The organism is Paracoccus wurundjeri (genome assembly GCF_030678915.1).
In the GTDB taxonomy this organism is placed as follows: domain Bacteria; phylum Pseudomonadota; class Alphaproteobacteria; order Rhodobacterales; family Rhodobacteraceae; genus Paracoccus; species Paracoccus onubensis_A.
Window position 1 is genome coordinate 1 of sequence record NZ_JAUUTZ010000041.1, and the last position, 15,272, is coordinate 15,272.

A 15,272-nucleotide genomic window follows, 5' to 3' on the forward strand; every position below is an offset into this window, starting at 1 on the left:
CCCGGCCCCACCGACGCCCCCCACGCCCGCCACAGGAGTCAGCGCATGACCAATCCAGTCACCCGCGCCGCCGAATTGCTGAAAGAACATCGCGACAGCATCGACCGGCTGGACGCCATCCTGGTCTACACCCTGGCCGAGCGGTTCAGTCACACCCAATCCGTCGGCCGTCTCAAGGCCGAACACGATCTTCCGCCGTCCGATCCCGCGCGCGAGGCGCAACAGATCGAGCGGCTGGAACGCCTCGCGCGTGAGGCCGATCTCGACCCGGAATTCGCGCGCAAATTCCTGAATTTCGTGATCGCCGAAGTGATCCGGCATCACGAACAACTGCAACCCTGACGGGCGCGATACGCGTCCGATACGCCATTTCACAAGGAGAAAACCAATGGCAGTCAAAATCCGTCTGGCCCGTGGCGGCTCGAAAAAGCGCCCCCATTACGCCATCGTCGCCGCCGATACGCGCAAGCCGCGCGACGGCCGCTTTCTTGAAAAGCTGGGCACCTATAACCCGCTTCTGCCGAAAGACAGCGAAGAGCGCGTGAAGATGGACATGGAGCGCGTGCAGCACTGGCTGGATCAGGGCGCTCAGCCGACCGACCGCATCGCCCGTTTCCTTGAAGCCGCAGGCAAAAAGGAAAAGACCGAGCGCAAGAACATGAAAAAGGCCGAACCCGGCAAGAAAGCCCAGGATCGCGCCGCTGCCCGTGCGGAAAAAGCCGCAGCAGCCGACGCCCCGGCTGAAGAGGCCGCACCGGAAGCCGCCGCGGAAGAATGATCGCAGGATCAGGCCCGCGCTGTCCGGCGTGGGCCTGAATGCGCGAAAGCGTTATGTTCCGGCTGTTTCGCCTATCGGCCCTGCTCGCGCTGGCTTTCCTTGCAGGAATGCTGGCCGAGCGGTCATATCAGAAGGATCGCTGCCTTGATCATGGCGGCAGCTGGAGTAAGGCGGGTTTCTGCGACAGGGGGTAGCCCATGACCGATAAAGTCTGCGTCGGAGCTATTGCCGGAGCCTTCGGGGTCCGGGGCGAAGTGCGGCTGAAAAGCTTCTGTTCCCAGCCGCAGGACATCGCCGGATATGGCCCCCTTACGACCGAGGATGGCACCCGCAGTTTCACCGTCAAACTGACCCGCCCCGTCAAGAACGGGCTGGGCGCAAGATTGTCCGGGATATCCACCCGCGAAGACGCCGAAGCCCTGCGCGGCACCACCCTTTGGGCACCACGCGACGCCCTGCCCTCATTGCCCGATGACGAATTCTACCATACCGATCTGATCGGGCTGGAGGTCTTCGACACCGGCGGACAGGCGCTTGGCCGGGTTCGCGCGATCTTCGATCACGGCGCGGGCGACATTCTTGAAGTGGCGGGCAAGGAACTGCTGCTGCTGCCTTTCACCCGCGAAATCGTTCCGACCGTCGATCTGAAAGCGGGCCGGATCATCGCCGACCCGCCCGGCTCGGACGAATGAGCGGGGCGCCGAAATCGCATGGGCGCCTGTCCGTCAGGCCCAGCTTGCGCCCGCGCGAATTGATGGCAGAGCCGCAGCGCAAGGGTGCATGGACCGCGACTGTCGTCACCCTGTTCCCCGAGGCATTTCCCGGCATCCTCGGCCTGTCCCTGACGGGCCGTGCGCTGGCCGAGGACCTGTGGAACCTTCGCAGTATCCATCTGCGCGAATTCGGCATCGGCAGGCATCGCAATGTCGATGACACTCCGGCGGGCGGCGGCGCGGGCATGGTGATCCGCCCCGATGTCCTGAGCGCCGCCCTGCAAGAGGCGGGGAATGCCGCACCCATCATCTATATGTCCCCGCGCGGGCGCCCCTTTACTCAGTCCCGCGCGCGCGAACTGGCGCAGGGTCCGGGGGTCACGCTGATCTGCGGCCGTTTCGAGGGGGTGGACCAGCGCGTGCTGGACGCTTATGATGTCGAAGAGGTCAGTATTGGCGATTATGTCCTGACCGGGGGCGAAATCGCTGCACAGGTCTTGATCGACGCGACGGTTCGGCTTATACCGCGCGTGCTGGGGAATCAGGATTCGCTGGCCGAGGAATCCTTTTCCATCGGCAACCGGGGTCTTCTGGAGCATCCTCAGTACACGAAGCCCGCCCAATGGGAAGGCCGCGAGATTCCGCCGGTTCTGCTGTCGGGAAATCATGCGGCCATTTCCGCATGGAGGGCAGCCGAAGCCGAAAGGCTGACCAAGGAACGCCGCCCCGACCTGTGGCGGGCATGGACCGAAGGGGAAACCCGCACGGACATGGACCCGGCAAAGGACCGACAGCTCTCGGGCGCATCAGACCAATCGCGGAACCACCGCGAGCATGAAAAGGATTAATGCGATGAACCTGATCGCCCAACTCGAAGCCGAGCAGATCGCAGAGCTTGGCAAGACCATCCCGGATTTCAAAGCCGGCGACACCGTGCGCGTCGGCTACAAGGTGACCGAAGGCACCCGCACCCGCGTGCAGAACTTCGAAGGCGTCTGCATCTCGCGCAAGGGCGGCGACGGCATCGGCGCCAGCTTCACCGTCCGCAAGATCAGCTTCGGCGAAGGCGTGGAGCGTGTCTTCCCGCTTTACTCGACCAATATCGATGCGATCACGGTCGTCCGCCGCGGTAAAGTCCGCCGCGCCAAGCTGTATTACCTGCGCGACCGTCGCGGCAAATCGGCCCGTATCGTCGAAAAAACCAATTACAAGCCCAAATCGGGCGCTGAAGCGAACGCTTGAACGAGGTCACCCGATGAAAAAAGACATCCATCCCGATTATCACATGATCGAAGTCAAGATGAATGACGGCACCACCTATCAGACCCGCTCGACCTGGGGCGCAGAGGGTGAGACCATGACGCTTGACATCGACCCGACCTCGCATCCCGCATGGACCGGCGGCTCGACCCGCCTGATGGATACCGGCGGCCGCGTGTCGAAATTCAAATCGAAATATGCCGGTCTGGGCTTCTGAACCACACCGACATGATCCATATGAAACGCCGTCCTTCGGGGCGGCGTTTTTCATTCAGCCGGATAGCGGATACCCATCCCACTTTCCCGGCCGGGTAAACAGCCCGCGAAAACCGCCGGAACAACCGCCCCGCCTGGCTTCACTTGCACATCTTCTTTGCGGCAAATACCTCGGGGCGCTGTCGGGTCGCGCCACTGGTTCGAGGGACCTGCCGGCAACGGGCGGCGCCCCCGGCCATCGCTGGGCTCGGATCATCCATATGCCCGTTCCCGCCGTGATGGCTACGCCGGCCCGATCGTCACGCCCCTTCTCTCCCTGCGGCGACCGGCATCGGGCATCCCGCGCAGAGGATCGGCTACTCGCATAAATCTTGACGCATATCGCGCAGGCCATTCATCATGCGCAGACACGTCAGCGATACAAAAGCGACTTCCCGTCATGAAACAGATGCATCGCGTCGGGTCTCGCGGCAAGGCGCACGATCTGCCCCGACAGCCCGGAATGGATCCCAGGCAGCTTCGCGATCACCGGCGGCGCATCCTGTCCGGTTCCGAAATAAAGCAGCGTCACCTCGCCCAGCGCCTCGGTCAGATCCACGCGGCCTTCGAATATCGCCGGACCGTCGGTCTCGAACATATCCTCGGGGCGAATGCCAAGATTGACGGCCAGACCTTCATCCTCCGCCCGTGTCGGAACCGCAAGTTGCGCCTGCCCTCCGCCGTCCAGTGCAACAGTGGTCACCTCGCCCACGGCAGCCACCTTACCCGGCAACAGGTTCATCGCGGGCGAGCCGATGAATTGGGCGACGAATTCGTTCACCGGACGTTCATACAGTTCCAGCGGTGCCCCGATCTGCGCGATACCGCCGCCCGCCAGCACCACGATCCGGTCGGCCAGCGTCATGGCCTCGGTCTGATCATGGGTCACATAGATCATTGTCCGGTCGGGCATCGAGGCCTTTAGCTGCGCAATCTCGATCCGGGTCGCCACGCGCAGGGCGGCGTCGAGATTCGACAGGGGTTCGTCGAACAGGTAAACCTTGGGATCGCGCACAAGCGCCCGCCCGATCGCCACCCGCTGACGCTGACCGCCCGACAGCGCCTTGGGAAGACGGTCGAGATAGGGCGTCAGTTGCAGCATCCTGCCCGTGCGGTCGGTCGCCTCGCGGATCTCTGCCTTGCTTTTGCCGGCGATTTTCAGTGCGAAGGCCATATTGTCGCGTACCGTCATATGCGGGTAAAGCGCATATGACTGGAACACCATGGCGATCCCGCGCTGGCTGGGCGGAATATCGTTGACCCGCACGCCATCGATATCCAACGAGCCGCCGGTGATCTGCTCCAGCCCCGCGATCATCCGCAGAAGCGTAGATTTCCCGCAGCCCGAAGGGCCGACGAACACGATGAACTCGCCCGACCTGATGGAAAGGTCGATATTCCTCAGGACCTGGACCTCGCCATAGGATTTCGCGACATCAGTCAGTTTCAAATCGGCCACGGTCAGCCCCTTCCCTGTCAACCTTCGATGATCTGAACCTGCCACGGCTCCAGCCCGCCTGCCTCTTCGTCGGACAGATTGGCGCGGATATGCAATGTTTGCGCATCGTCATGGCGACGGAACGACAAGAGCGGACCATTGACGATAATATCGCTCATCTGGCCCAGCCTCAGCGCGGAATGCTTGTGCCGCAGCCCGATGGCCCAGCGATAATGATGCAGCACGGATTGCGCATCCGCCTCTTGCCCGACAACAGTGCGCTGCAAATGCACATGTGGAACGGGCAGCCAGGGCTGGCTTGTCGAAAAGCCGCCATTCACGCCCATATCCCAGACCATCGGCGTGCGGCAGCCGTCACGCCCCTTGAATTCGGGCCAGAACTCAATGCCGTAAGGATCGCGCAGCTCCTCGAACTGCAATTCCGCTTCGGGCAGGCCAAGCTCTTCGCCCTGATACAGACAGACCGAGCCGCGCAGGCAGATCAGCACGGTGCAATAGGCCTTTGCCGCCTGCTCGGGCAGATTCCAGCGTGTCACATGGCGCATCACATCATGGTTCGACAGGGCCCAGCACGGCCAGGAATTCGGTGCGATTTTCTGCAATTGCGCAAAGACATCTGCGATCCGTTGCGCGGTCAGATCATGGCCCGACAGAAAGTCGAACACATAGGACATGTCCAGCCGTTTGCTTTCCATGCCCTGCGGCGCGCCCGTATATTCCTCGAGCAGTTCAAGCGCCCGCTCGCTATCGCCGATCTCGCCCACCGATACCGCGCCATAGCGTTTCAGAAGCGTATTGAACCGTTCGAGAAATGCCAGATTTTCGGGCTGCGACTTGTTGTATTTATGGCTTTGATGATTGTAGGGGTTCACCGCCGGCGCGGTATCCGCCTTGCGATGTTCGGGCACCAGCGGCGGATTGTCCCGCAACTGCGCATCGTGGAAATAGAAATTGATCGTATCCAGCCGGAACCCGTCAACGCCCTTTTGCAGCCAGAATTCGGTCATATCCAGAAGCGCATCCTGAACCTCGCGATTATGGAAGTTCAGATCCGGCTGGGAGGTCAGGAAATTATGCAGATAATATTGTTCGCGCCGCGCATCCCATTGCCAGGCGCTGCCGCCAAAGATCGACAGCCAGTTGTTCGGAGGCGTTCCGTCCGGCTTGGGATCAGACCAGACATACCAGCCGGCTTTCGGATTATCGCGGCTGGCACGGCTTTCCGCGAACCACGGGTGCTGATCCGAACTGTGCGACATCACCAGATCGATCATGACCTTCAGGCCAAGCTCGTGCGCGCGTTCGATCAGCCAGTCGAAATCCTCCATGCTGCCGAAGATCGGATCGATGCCGCGATAATCGCTGACATCATACCCAAAATCCTTCATCGGCGATGTGAAGAAGGGTGAGATCCAGACCGCGTCCACCCCCAGTGAGGCGACATAGGGCAGGCGCTGGGCGATCCCGGCAAGATCTCCCACGCCATCACCGGTCGTGTCCTGAAAACTGCGCGGGTAAACCTGATAAATGACCCCGCCCTTCCACCAGTTTGCAGTATTTTCGTTCATTCAGCCACCTTTGACGGAACCGGCCAGCAAGCCGCGAACCAGATATCGTTGCATTGAAAAGAATACGATCAGCGGCACCGCGATCGAGACGAAGGCCGAGGTCGCGAGAATCTCCCACTCGCCCCCTTTCGACCCCATCAATTCGCGGAGAACGCCGGTCATGACCAATTGTTCCCGCGTATTGCCAAGAAACACCGTGGCGACCAGAAGGTCGTTCCAGACCCAGAGGAACTGGAAAATCGCAAAACTCGCCAATGCCGGAAAGGATAGCGGCAGGACGATGCGCCGGAAGATCTGGAAATCACTCGCGCCGTCGACGCGGGCCGACTCGATCACCTCGCGCGGCAAGCCGATCATGTAGTTGCGCAGCAGATAGACCGCCAGCGGCAGGCCGAATGCCGTATGCGCCAGCCAGATGCCCATATATCCCTTGCCGATGCCGATGGCGTTATGCATCTGCAACAGTGGAATCAGCGCGACCTGCAAGGGCACGACCAGCAGACCGACCACCCCTGCCGTCAGCAGGGCGCGGCCCGGGAAACGCATCCATGCAAGCGCATAGGCCGCGAAAGCCGCGATCAGGATCGGGATCACCGTGGCCGGGATCGTTACCGTCAGCGTGTTCATGAAGGCGCGGCCCAGCCCTTCGGCGGTCAGCACGCGATGATAGTTCCCGGTCGTGAAATCGGGCGGTGTCGCGGTTGTGGTAAAGATCCGCTCGCCCCGCCGCATCCCGAACGGCTTTTCCGATGTCAGCCGGTAGCTGCCATCCTCGCTTACCGTCAGCTGCCACCCATCCTCGATCTCGACGGTTTCTCCCGGCTGGTATTTGCCCGGCTCGCGTGCGCCTGTCCCCCATGCCGACAGTTTCTGATCGCCCTCCGTTACCAGGCCCTCGATCACATACAGGCCATCGACCTGCCTTGCATCGTCATCGGTTCCGGTACGGGCATATCCGGTCCGTTCGGAAGGCAAGAACGACGCCCACCACCCGCCTGACGAGATCTGGTCGCGGTCGCGGAAGGACGAGACGAACAGCCCCAGAGTGGGGATCGTCCATAACACCACCAGCAGAAAGGCAGAGATATGGACCGCCCATGTCAGCGAGGATTTCTTTCCGGCCATTCCCTCCATCAGCCGGCCTCCTTGCGGGCATTGTAGATATTCCAGACCATGATCGGCGTGACCACGATCATCAGCACGATGGCAATCGCCGAGCCGCGGCCGTAATCCGGCGATCCGCGGAACATCCAGTCATACATCAGATTCGCCAGAACCTGCGTGCCCCACTGGCCGTTGGTCATCACGAAAACGATGTCGAAAACCTTTAGCACGACGATGGTGATGGTGGTCCAGACAACGGCGATGCTACCCATGATCTGCGGCACCTTGATCTTGAAGAACAGCTGCCACGCAGAAGCACCGTCAAGGATTGCCGCTTCGATGGTTTCCTCGGGGATGCCGCGCAGCGCCGCCGACAGGATGACCATTGCGAAACCGGTCTGAATCCAGACCAATACGATCATCAGGAAGAAATTGTTCCATGGAATCAGTGTCAGCCAGATTTGCGGTTCTCCGCCAAGCCGGGTGACGATCCAGTTCAGCAGGCCGATCTGGGTTTCGCCCGATTCGCGGAATTCATAGATCAGCTTCCAGATCACGCCCGCGCCGACAAAGCTGATGGCCATGGGCATGAAGATCAGCGATTTGCCGATATTGCCCCATCTGATCCTGTCGGTCAGCTGCGCCGCAAGCAGACCGAACACCGTGGACAGGGCGGGCACGACCAGCAGCCATAGCAGATTGTTCCAGATCGATTCCCGGAACTTGTCGTCGCCCAATGCCCAAAGGTAGTTACCGGCACCCACGAACCGGCTGCCATCGGCATTATGCAGCGAGCGCCAGAAGCTGTCGATGACCGGATAGACCAGATAAACGCCCAGAAACAGAACCGCCGGACCGACGAACAGCCAGGGACGGATCATATTCGCCCTGCGGATATTGTCGCCCGCATTCCTGCCGCGCGGCGGGTAGATACTGTCAAGGACGAGGTTCGAGCCCCAGAACCAGACCACACAGCCCAGCACGCCCAAGGCGATGGTGCCCGCAGCCATCAGGAACAGTTCCATTTCAGTCCCCTCCGAAAAACATGTCAGAACATGCCGCGTCCGATCAGCAATTCAGCTGTTCGCGTCCCGCGATGGCCGGGGCACGACCCGCCGGCAACCCCCGGGATATCTGCGTGAAGAAGTGAAGAGCGGCGGTTTTGATCGGACGCGGCATGATGCGCATTACTTCACCGAGTCCCATTTCCCCTGAATCCGGTCGGCTACGTCCTGCGCCGATGCGCCGCCGACGAAATCGACCATGCCGGTCCAGAACGCCCCCGCGCCGATCGAGCCGGGCATTAGATCGGATCCATCAAAGCCGAAAACCGTGGCATCCAGCAGGATTTCCCCCATCCTACGCTGCGTATCATTCGCGTAAGCCTCGGGGTTCACGCCGGTATGGGGCGTGACGAAACTGCTTTGAGCCATCCAGATCTCGTGCGCGGCGGGGGTTTTCAGAAACTCGATGAAGGCAAGCGCCGCGGGATTGTCCGACAATACCGAGAACATCGTGCCGCCGCCCAGCACCGGCTTGCCAACGCTGCCATCGGCAGGGGCCGGGAAATAGAAGAAATCCACATCCAGCCCGACTTCGATCCCTTCGGGGAAGAAGGAGGGGATGAAGCTGGCCTGATGATGCATGTAGCAATCGGGCGGGAATTCGAACAGGCCCTTGGGACTGTCGCGGAAATCCGTCGAGGAAACCGATGCCGCCCCGCCCGAGACGAAATCGTCATTTCTGACGAACCAGCCGAATTCCTCGATCGCCGCCACGACCTTGGGATCGTTGAACGGCAAGTCGTTGGTGGTCCAGGCCCGGTAATCTTCGGGGTTGCCGGTCCGCAGCATCAGATCCTCGACCCAGTCGGTCGCTGGCCAGCCCGTCGCGCCGCCCGCACCAAGCCCGATACACCACGGCGTCTCGCCATCCGCCGCGATCTGTTCGGTCAGAGCCTTGAGATCCTCGTAGGTTTCGGGCACCTCATATCCCGCATCCTCGAAATTCTCGGGAATATACCAGACCAGCGATTTCACATCGGCCTTGAAGGGAAAGGCATACATCGCCTCTTCCCCGTCCTTGCCCGCATAAATGCCCAGCTCTGCCCAACTGTCGCCGGCGGCATAATTATCGCGCACCCATTGCGCCGTTTCTTCGCCCAGCGGCCTGAGATGCCCTTTCTTCGCCAGATCGGCGGCCAGACCGGGTTGCGGGAAGACCGCGACATCCGGCGGTGATCCCGCCTCGCTGTCGATCACGATCTGCTGCTCGAAACTGTCCGAGCCGGAATAATTCACCTTCGCCCCGGTCGCCTCTTCGAAATAGGGCAGAAGTGAGGTGAACAGGTCCTGATCCACCCCAAGCCAGGGACCAAGTACCGTGAATGACTGGCCATCCAGATCGCCATGAGCCGCCTTGAAATCTTCGAGACTCTGCCAGTTGATGCGATCATCGCTGCCCGGTTCGATCACCATCTGCGCCTGCGCCATTCCGGCACCCAGGGCAATTGCGGCGGCGGTAACATAAAATACAGTTTTCATAAGATCCTCCCTGAACCTTTCTGGAAACATGTTCCGACGATTGATTGTTATCGCTATCAGTCCTTTCCCGTAAGGAATTGTCAAATAAAACTCACTCCCATTCCAGTTCCTTATAGGCTGCCGTCGCGTCACGCGCCGCAGTTTCTTCGAAAGAATTCCATGTATTTGCAATTACTTGCAGGGATTTCGCGATCACTGGCACCGCGTCGGACATGGGCAATCCATCAGCTATCGCGGCACGGGTGGAGTCCCTGAGCATGGTCAGAAATTCCGTTTGCGGCATGACAGCGTTTTTCCAGCTCTCCGCAACCTCTCCATGCCCCGGAACGATCCGGCGCGGCATCGGCGCAGGCGCGGCGTCCAGCCATTCAAGCCAGCCATTCAGGGATCCATCGACAACCGGGGTCAGGTCGCGAAAGATCAGATCGCCGCTGAAAAATGTTTCCGTTTTTCTGTCGAAAACCGTCAGATCATTGTCGGTATGCGCCGTACCCTCGGCCTTCAGCAGCAATTCCCGGCCACCAAGGTCGATGATATCGCGATCCGCGACCTGTCGATCCGGCAGAACGACCTCGGTTCCGATCACCTCCTGCGGCGGATAGAGTTCGGCAAGATTGTCCAGATAGGTCTGCGCCCGATACTCAAGCGCGGCCGGCAATGCGGCATGGCCGACGATCTCGGCGCCCGCTTCCTTGAAAACCGATGTGCCAAGCACATGATCGGGATGCATATGCGTCAGGATGACATGACTGATCGGCAGATCGGTCAATTCCCTGATCGCAGCAAATAATTCCTGCCCCTGCCGCCGCGAGACCCCGCTATCGATCACCGCGACGGATTTCTCTCCGATCACCACGCCCAGATTAGCGATGCGGCCATTCGCGGATTCTTCCATCTGAACCGGCTCGCCCAGATAGACATGGATACCGGGTGCCAGTTCCCGCAGTGGCAAAGCAGGCAGTGAAGTAACCGATTGGCATGAAATCTGATCTCCCGCCAAGTCCGGATGTCGCTTCAGCCAGTTCCGGCTGACTCGTTCCGCCTGCGACTCGCATTCCGCCATGACAGCGCTTTCTGCTTCAGGCAGGAGAATTGGCACACAATCACCAGAAGATCCGGCAAGACAGGCGCTTAAAATCAGATGAATCATTGCCGAATGTTCCCAACAGAGCCTTTCCCGGTAAAAATCATGACCTTTTCAAAGTAAAAAGATCGGCATCAGACCTTCGTCGTGTTGACACATGCTGCCTCTCATCTACCATAAGATCCAGTCGTGATTTCCACGGCACTGCTTGAGGAGAAACGTTTATGGCATGGACCAAGCCTACCCTGAAGGAAATTGCCTGCGGCATGGAAATCAACATGTACGCTCCGGCCGAGGATGAGCCTGTACTGTTCTGATCCATGATGAGCAGACAGAAACCGGCCCTGTCCGAGTGCTTCGGGCAGGGCCGATTTCGTCTGACGCGATATGCAGATCATCATTCTGGGCGCAGCAGCGGGCGGTGGCTTGCCGCAATGGAATTGCGGCTGTGACAATTGCAATGCCGCACGTAATGGGCGTATCCCGCCCCTGACTCAAAGCTCGGTCGCGGTCAGCGCGGACGGGCAGAACTGGGCGATCCTGAACGCCTCCCCGGATATTCGCATGCAACTGGCCGCAACGCCTGCCCTGCATCCCGCCGGACCCCGGCAGATGCCCTTGCGTTCGGTGCTGGTCACGAATGGCGATATCGACCATGTGGCAGGGCTTCTGACCCTGCGCGAAAGCCAGGCGTTCGACCTGCTTGCCACCCCCGCCATTCATCAGGCGCTGGCGGCGAACCCGATGTTGTCGGCTCTGCGCACGGATCTGGTCACACGCCGCGAGGTCGCATTGGATCAGGATATCCGCCTCGCGCCCGGTCTGGACGCCACGCTTTTCGCCGTGCCTGGCAAGGTGCCGCTGTATCAGGAGGGCGAGGTGGTCGAGACCGGCCTTGTCGGAGAAACGACGGTTGGGGTCGAATTGAGGGCCGGGGGGCGGCGCGCGCTTTATATTCCCGGCTGCGCCGATATGCCGGACTGGCTGAAATCCCGCATCGACGGTGCGGATCTGCTGATGTTCGACGGCACCCTGTGGGAGGATGACGAGATGATCCGCATGGGGCTTGGCCAGAAAACCGGGCGGCGCATGGGGCATATGCCGGTCGTACAGACGATCCGGGATCTGTCAGGGCTGGATATCGGGCGGCGGATCTTCGTGCATATGAACAACTCGAACCCTCTGACCGATCCCGCAAGCCCGCAGGCGGCCGAGGCAGAGACACAGGGCTGGCAGATCGGCCGCGACGGAATGGAGATCACGCTGTGAAAGACGTCCCCAACCAACCGCAATCCCGCGAGGAATTCGAGGCGCGCCTGCGTGCCATCGGGGCGGAACGCTATCACGACCGCCATCCGTTTCATGCCCGGCTGCATGGCGGCGAATGCACCCCGGACGAGGTTCGGGCATGGGTCATCAACCGGTGGATGTATCAATCGCGCATCCCGATGAAGGACGCCGCCTTCATGTCGCGCGTGGACGATCCGGCTTTGCGCCGCCGCTGGCGCAAACGGATCGAGGATCACGACGGCGGGGTCGAGGAAGGCGGCGGCATCCGTCGCTGGCTTGCCCTTGCCCGCGCCGTAGGTCTGGATCCGGATTACGTCGCCGGCGGCACGGGCATCCTGCCCGCCACCCGCTTCGCTGTCGACGCCTATGTCCGTTTCGTCCGCGACATGCCCTTGCTGGATGCCGTCGCCGCCAGCCTGACCGAGCTTTTCGCCCCGAAAATCCACGCCCAGCGGATCGAGGGCCTGCTGGCGCATTACGATTTCGCCGATGACCGCAGCCTTGCCTATTTCAAAAAGCGCCTGACCGAAGCGCCCGAGGATGTCGCATTCGGCCTTGATTACGTGCTGACTCATGCCGATACGCTGGAAAAACAGGACGCCGCCGCGCGCGCCCTGATCTTCAAGACCGATGTGCTTTGGGCACAGCTTGACGCGCTTTGGCATGCCTATGTGCAGGACAATATCCCGCCCGGCGCATGGCGGCCCGGAGAAGGCCTGCTGTAATGGAACCGCTGATCCGCCCCGACGACATCCCCTATCTGCCGCGCGGCGTGCGCCTGCAACAGGATCGCGTGCGTGGCATCCGCGTGCTGCAAGCCCCGGAACGCGCCATGCAACTGGATGCCATCGGGGACGCGATCCTGTCGGAACTGGACGGGCGGCGAAGCATGGCCGCCATCACCGGCGACCTCGCCGCACGTTACAATGCCCCGTCCGAACAGATCGCCGGCGATATCCGCGACTTCCTGACCGGGCTGATCGAGCGGCGCATGGTATTCCTGAAACCTTTAGAAATCGACGCCGAGGATCAGCCATGACCTCCGGAACATATCACCGGACGACCGCGACCCGGCCATGCCCACCGCGCCCCTGCTCTTCTTCTTTGCGCAAATACCTTGCCGGGGGTCCGGGGGATGCAAAATCCCCCGGCCATCGCAGGACGCGATACGCAACCATTTCCATCACGATCCGAAGCTCCCCTAAGGATTCGCCATGAAGGACCTTCCCACCCAACCCCGCGATCTTGACGGCAATCCGGTCACTCCGGGCCTGCCGATGGCGATGCTGGCCGAGATCACGCACCGCTGTCCTCTGGCCTGTCCCTATTGCTCGAACCCGGTCGAGTTGACCCGTGCCGCAGAAGAGCTGCCCGCCGAGGACTGGGCGCGCATTTTCCGCGAAGCTGCGGATCTGGGGGTGCTTCAGGTCCATATCTCGGGCGGCGAACCCGGCGCGCGGCGCGATCTGGCCCAGATCGTCGCATCGGCGCGGGACGCGGGACTTTACGTCAATCTCATCACCTCGGGGATCGGCATCACGCGGGCGCGTCTGGAAGAGCTGGATCAGGCGGGGGTCGATCACGTTCAGCTTTCGCTGCAAGGCATTCGCCCAGACATGGCCGACCGGATCAGCGGTCATCCCGGCTCGTGGGACAAGAAGATGGGTTTCGCCGGATGGGTGGCCGAGATCGGCTTTCCTCTGACCATCAACGCCGTTGTCCATCGCCAGAACATGGAACGCCTGCCCGATATGATCGCGCTGGCCGAAACCCTTGGCGCAAGGCGGATCGAGGTGGCCACCGTGCAGTTTCACGGCTGGGCCGACCTGAACCGGAAGGCTTTGATGCCGACGCGCGAACAGGCGGTTTTTGCCCGGCAGGTCGTCAATGACGCCCGCACAAGGCTGCGCGGCAAGCTGGTGATCGATTACGTGCCCGCCGATCACCATGCCGTCTATCCCAAGGCTTGCATGGGCGGCTGGGGCTCTACCGGGCTGAATGTCGGCCCCGATGGCTCGGTGCTGCCGTGCCATGCGGCAGGTTCGATCACATGGATGCGGTTCGAGAATGCCCGCGACCGCTCGCTATCGGATATCTGGCATCTTTCCGAATCCTTCAATGCCTTTCGCGGCACGGAATGGATGCCCGAACCCTGCCAAAGCTGCGACCGCAAGACATTGGATTTCGGCGGATGCCGCTGTCAGGCGATGGCCATTGCCGGTGATGCCCGTGCGACCGACCCGGTTTGCTCGAAATCGCCGCTGCATGCGCAGGTCGTGGCCCGCGCCGAAGCGGATGCCGCAACTGATACCACAGCCGATACCGCCGAACTGATCTATCGGCGGATGAAGAAGACCCGCGAATTGCAGGGATAATATGCTATGATGGCAACCGGCTTTGTTTAAACCCGGGGAGATCTGGAGGGGGCAATGAAAGGTTGGCTTGTTGCAACGGCGCTTTTGACGGCCGCGCCCGTCTGGGCCCAGGAGAATGCTCTGCGCCCTTCGGAGACATGGGAGGATCTGCGGGAATCCGTCATCGGTCTTACCGAAGAGCCATCGATGGACCCCGCCATACTGGATCTTGATGCGCCGATCCGCGCCAATGATGCGGCCATTGTGCCGGTCCGGATAAGCCAGCCCTCTGACGCCCCCGCTCTGACGGATCTCATGCTGGTGATCGACGCGAACCCGGCCCCGGTCGCCGCCGAATATACATTTGGCGAGGCATTGATGCCGCTGGATTTCGAGGTTCGGGTCCGCGTCGACGCCTATACAGATCTGCGCGCCATCGGGACATTGGCGGATGGCGGCAATGTCATGGCAGGGCGTTTCGTCAAGGCATCGGGCGGATGCTCGGCCCCGGCGGGCAAGGATATGGCGGCGGTCAAGGACAGCATGGGCGAAATGCGCTGGAAAACCGCGCAGGAAGACGGGCGCACTCTGGGCACCCTGATGATCCGGCACCCGATGTTTTCCGGGCTGCAACGCGATCAGGTGACATTGATGAACATCCCCGCCCATTTCATCGACCGGCTGGAGGTCAAGCAGGGCGATGAGCTGCTGTTCACCATGGAGGCCGGGATTTCGGTCAGCGAGGATCCGGTGTTCCGCTTTGCCTATGAACCCAATGGCCAGCCGATCAGCGTCCATGCCGAAGACACCGAAGGCAATGTCTGGGATCAGACATTCGACGCCGGCGGATAGACGACCGGCGCG

At 61.2% G+C, this 15,272-nt stretch carries 18 protein-coding genes; 12 read left to right on the top strand and 6 right to left on the bottom strand.

Annotated elements, in window-relative coordinates; genetic code table 11:
• The first annotated feature begins 45 nt into the window (after window positions 1-45).
• From Q0601_RS23255 to rpmE, 6 genes are all read left to right on the top strand, one after another.
• Window positions 46-342, top strand: coding sequence for a chorismate mutase (locus tag Q0601_RS23255; RefSeq protein ID WP_305292387.1), 297 nt, complete (start codon window positions 46-48; stop codon window positions 340-342).
• Between the two features lie 46 nt (window positions 343-388).
• Window positions 389-778: a 30S ribosomal protein S16 gene (gene rpsP, locus Q0601_RS23260; protein WP_305292357.1), complete on the top strand. Its 390-nt coding sequence runs from the start codon at window positions 389-391 to the stop codon at window positions 776-778.
• 197 nt (window positions 779-975) lie between these two features.
• Window positions 976-1,470, top strand: a complete 495-nt coding sequence (gene rimM / locus Q0601_RS23265) for a ribosome maturation factor RimM (RefSeq protein WP_305292358.1) — start codon at window positions 976-978, stop codon at window positions 1,468-1,470.
• Window positions 1,467-2,339 carry a tRNA (guanosine(37)-N1)-methyltransferase TrmD gene (gene trmD, locus Q0601_RS23270; RefSeq protein ID WP_305292359.1) on the top strand — a complete coding sequence of 291 codons (873 nt, stop codon included), beginning with the start codon at window positions 1,467-1,469 and terminating at the stop codon, window positions 2,337-2,339. Before rimM ends, trmD begins: the two co-directional genes overlap by 4 nt.
• Window positions 2,340-2,343: 4 nt before the next feature.
• Window positions 2,344-2,733: a 50S ribosomal protein L19 gene (gene rplS / locus Q0601_RS23275; protein WP_119751714.1), complete on the top strand. Its 390-nt coding sequence runs from the start codon at window positions 2,344-2,346 to the stop codon at window positions 2,731-2,733.
• A 13-nt stretch (window positions 2,734-2,746) separates the two neighbouring features.
• Entirely contained in the window at window positions 2,747-2,968 is a 222-nt protein-coding gene (rpmE, locus tag Q0601_RS23280; protein WP_119751713.1) for a 50S ribosomal protein L31, read from the top strand.
• 411 nt (window positions 2,969-3,379) lie between these two features.
• On the opposite strand, the gene Q0601_RS23285 is transcribed toward rpmE, so the two are convergent.
• The 6 genes from Q0601_RS23285 to Q0601_RS23310 all read right to left on the bottom strand — a co-directional run bounded on the left by Q0601_RS23285 (window position 3,380) and on the right by Q0601_RS23310 (window position 10,743).
• Entirely contained in the window at window positions 3,380-4,465 is a 1,086-nt protein-coding gene (locus Q0601_RS23285; protein ID WP_305292360.1) for an ABC transporter ATP-binding protein, read from the bottom strand.
• Between the two features lie 17 nt (window positions 4,466-4,482).
• Complete coding sequence (locus Q0601_RS23290) at window positions 4,483-6,033, bottom strand: alpha-amylase family glycosyl hydrolase (RefSeq protein ID WP_305292361.1); 1,551 nt, start codon at window positions 6,031-6,033, stop codon at window positions 4,483-4,485.
• Window positions 6,034-7,167, bottom strand: coding sequence for a carbohydrate ABC transporter permease (locus tag Q0601_RS23295; RefSeq protein WP_305292362.1), 1,134 nt, complete (start codon window positions 7,165-7,167; stop codon window positions 6,034-6,036).
• Complete coding sequence (locus Q0601_RS23300) at window positions 7,167-8,162, bottom strand: carbohydrate ABC transporter permease (protein ID WP_305292363.1); 996 nt, start codon at window positions 8,160-8,162, stop codon at window positions 7,167-7,169. The genes Q0601_RS23295 and Q0601_RS23300 overlap by 1 nt, the downstream gene beginning before the upstream one ends.
• A gap of 162 nt (window positions 8,163-8,324) precedes the next feature.
• Window positions 8,325-9,680, bottom strand: coding sequence for an ABC transporter substrate-binding protein (locus Q0601_RS23305; protein ID WP_305292364.1), 1,356 nt, complete (start codon window positions 9,678-9,680; stop codon window positions 8,325-8,327).
• A gap of 91 nt (window positions 9,681-9,771) precedes the next feature.
• Window positions 9,772-10,743 carry a quinoprotein relay system zinc metallohydrolase 2 gene (locus Q0601_RS23310; protein ID WP_305292365.1) on the bottom strand — a complete coding sequence of 324 codons (972 nt, stop codon included), beginning with the start codon at window positions 10,741-10,743 and terminating at the stop codon, window positions 9,772-9,774.
• A 245-nt stretch (window positions 10,744-10,988) separates the two neighbouring features.
• Between Q0601_RS23310 and pqqA the strand changes: the two genes are divergently transcribed.
• The 6 genes from pqqA (at window position 10,989) to Q0601_RS23340 (ending at window position 15,260) form a co-directional block, all read left to right on the top strand.
• Window positions 10,989-11,081 carry a pyrroloquinoline quinone precursor peptide PqqA gene (pqqA, locus tag Q0601_RS23315; protein WP_076522366.1) on the top strand — a complete coding sequence of 31 codons (93 nt, stop codon included), beginning with the start codon at window positions 10,989-10,991 and terminating at the stop codon, window positions 11,079-11,081.
• Window positions 11,082-11,151: 70 nt separating this feature from the next.
• Complete coding sequence (gene pqqB / locus Q0601_RS23320; protein ID WP_305292366.1) at window positions 11,152-12,033, top strand: pyrroloquinoline quinone biosynthesis protein PqqB; 882 nt, start codon at window positions 11,152-11,154, stop codon at window positions 12,031-12,033.
• On the top strand, window positions 12,030-12,779 hold the full coding sequence (pqqC, locus tag Q0601_RS23325) for a pyrroloquinoline-quinone synthase PqqC (RefSeq protein WP_305292367.1): 750 nt from the start codon (window positions 12,030-12,032) through the stop codon (window positions 12,777-12,779). Before pqqB ends, pqqC begins: the two co-directional genes overlap by 4 nt.
• Window positions 12,779-13,093 carry a pyrroloquinoline quinone biosynthesis peptide chaperone PqqD gene (pqqD, locus tag Q0601_RS23330; protein WP_305292368.1) on the top strand — a complete coding sequence of 105 codons (315 nt, stop codon included), beginning with the start codon at window positions 12,779-12,781 and terminating at the stop codon, window positions 13,091-13,093. The genes pqqC and pqqD overlap by 1 nt, the downstream gene beginning before the upstream one ends.
• A gap of 175 nt (window positions 13,094-13,268) precedes the next feature.
• Window positions 13,269-14,429: a pyrroloquinoline quinone biosynthesis protein PqqE gene (gene pqqE / locus Q0601_RS23335; protein WP_305292369.1), complete on the top strand. Its 1,161-nt coding sequence runs from the start codon at window positions 13,269-13,271 to the stop codon at window positions 14,427-14,429.
• A 54-nt stretch (window positions 14,430-14,483) separates the two neighbouring features.
• Window positions 14,484-15,260, top strand: coding sequence for a quinoprotein dehydrogenase-associated SoxYZ-like carrier (locus Q0601_RS23340; RefSeq protein ID WP_305292370.1), 777 nt, complete (start codon window positions 14,484-14,486; stop codon window positions 15,258-15,260).
• Window positions 15,261-15,272 lie beyond the last annotated feature (12 nt).

What these genes read in the sequence shown, in the direction of transcription:
- Q0601_RS23255 (WP_305292387.1), top strand. Translation starts at nt 46, where the DNA reads ATGACCAATCCAGTCACCCGCGCCGCCGAATTGCTGAAAGAACATCGC.
- rpsP (WP_305292357.1), top strand. Translation starts at nt 389, where the DNA reads ATGGCAGTCAAAATCCGTCTGGCCCGTGGCGGCTCGAAAAAGCGCCCC.
- rimM (WP_305292358.1), top strand. Translation starts at nt 976, where the DNA reads ATGACCGATAAAGTCTGCGTCGGAGCTATTGCCGGAGCCTTCGGGGTC.
- trmD (WP_305292359.1), top strand. Translation starts at nt 1,467, where the DNA reads ATGAGCGGGGCGCCGAAATCGCATGGGCGCCTGTCCGTCAGGCCCAGC.
- rplS (WP_119751714.1), top strand. Translation starts at nt 2,344, where the DNA reads ATGAACCTGATCGCCCAACTCGAAGCCGAGCAGATCGCAGAGCTTGGC.
- rpmE (WP_119751713.1), top strand. Translation starts at nt 2,747, where the DNA reads ATGAAAAAAGACATCCATCCCGATTATCACATGATCGAAGTCAAGATG.
- Q0601_RS23290 (WP_305292361.1), bottom strand. Translation starts at nt 6,033, where the DNA reads ATGAACGAAAATACTGCAAACTGGTGGAAGGGCGGGGTCATTTATCAG.
- Q0601_RS23295 (WP_305292362.1), bottom strand. Translation starts at nt 7,167, where the DNA reads ATGGAGGGAATGGCCGGAAAGAAATCCTCGCTGACATGGGCGGTCCAT.
- Q0601_RS23300 (WP_305292363.1), bottom strand. Translation starts at nt 8,162, where the DNA reads ATGGAACTGTTCCTGATGGCTGCGGGCACCATCGCCTTGGGCGTGCTG.
- Q0601_RS23305 (WP_305292364.1), bottom strand. Translation starts at nt 9,680, where the DNA reads ATGAAAACTGTATTTTATGTTACCGCCGCCGCAATTGCCCTGGGTGCC.
- Q0601_RS23310 (WP_305292365.1), bottom strand. Translation starts at nt 10,743, where the DNA reads ATGGCGGAATGCGAGTCGCAGGCGGAACGAGTCAGCCGGAACTGGCTG.
- pqqA (WP_076522366.1), top strand. Translation starts at nt 10,989, where the DNA reads ATGGCATGGACCAAGCCTACCCTGAAGGAAATTGCCTGCGGCATGGAA.
- pqqB (WP_305292366.1), top strand. Translation starts at nt 11,152, where the DNA reads ATGCAGATCATCATTCTGGGCGCAGCAGCGGGCGGTGGCTTGCCGCAA.
- pqqD (WP_305292368.1), top strand. Translation starts at nt 12,779, where the DNA reads ATGGAACCGCTGATCCGCCCCGACGACATCCCCTATCTGCCGCGCGGC.
- pqqE (WP_305292369.1), top strand. Translation starts at nt 13,269, where the DNA reads ATGAAGGACCTTCCCACCCAACCCCGCGATCTTGACGGCAATCCGGTC.
- Q0601_RS23340 (WP_305292370.1), top strand. Translation starts at nt 14,484, where the DNA reads ATGAAAGGTTGGCTTGTTGCAACGGCGCTTTTGACGGCCGCGCCCGTC.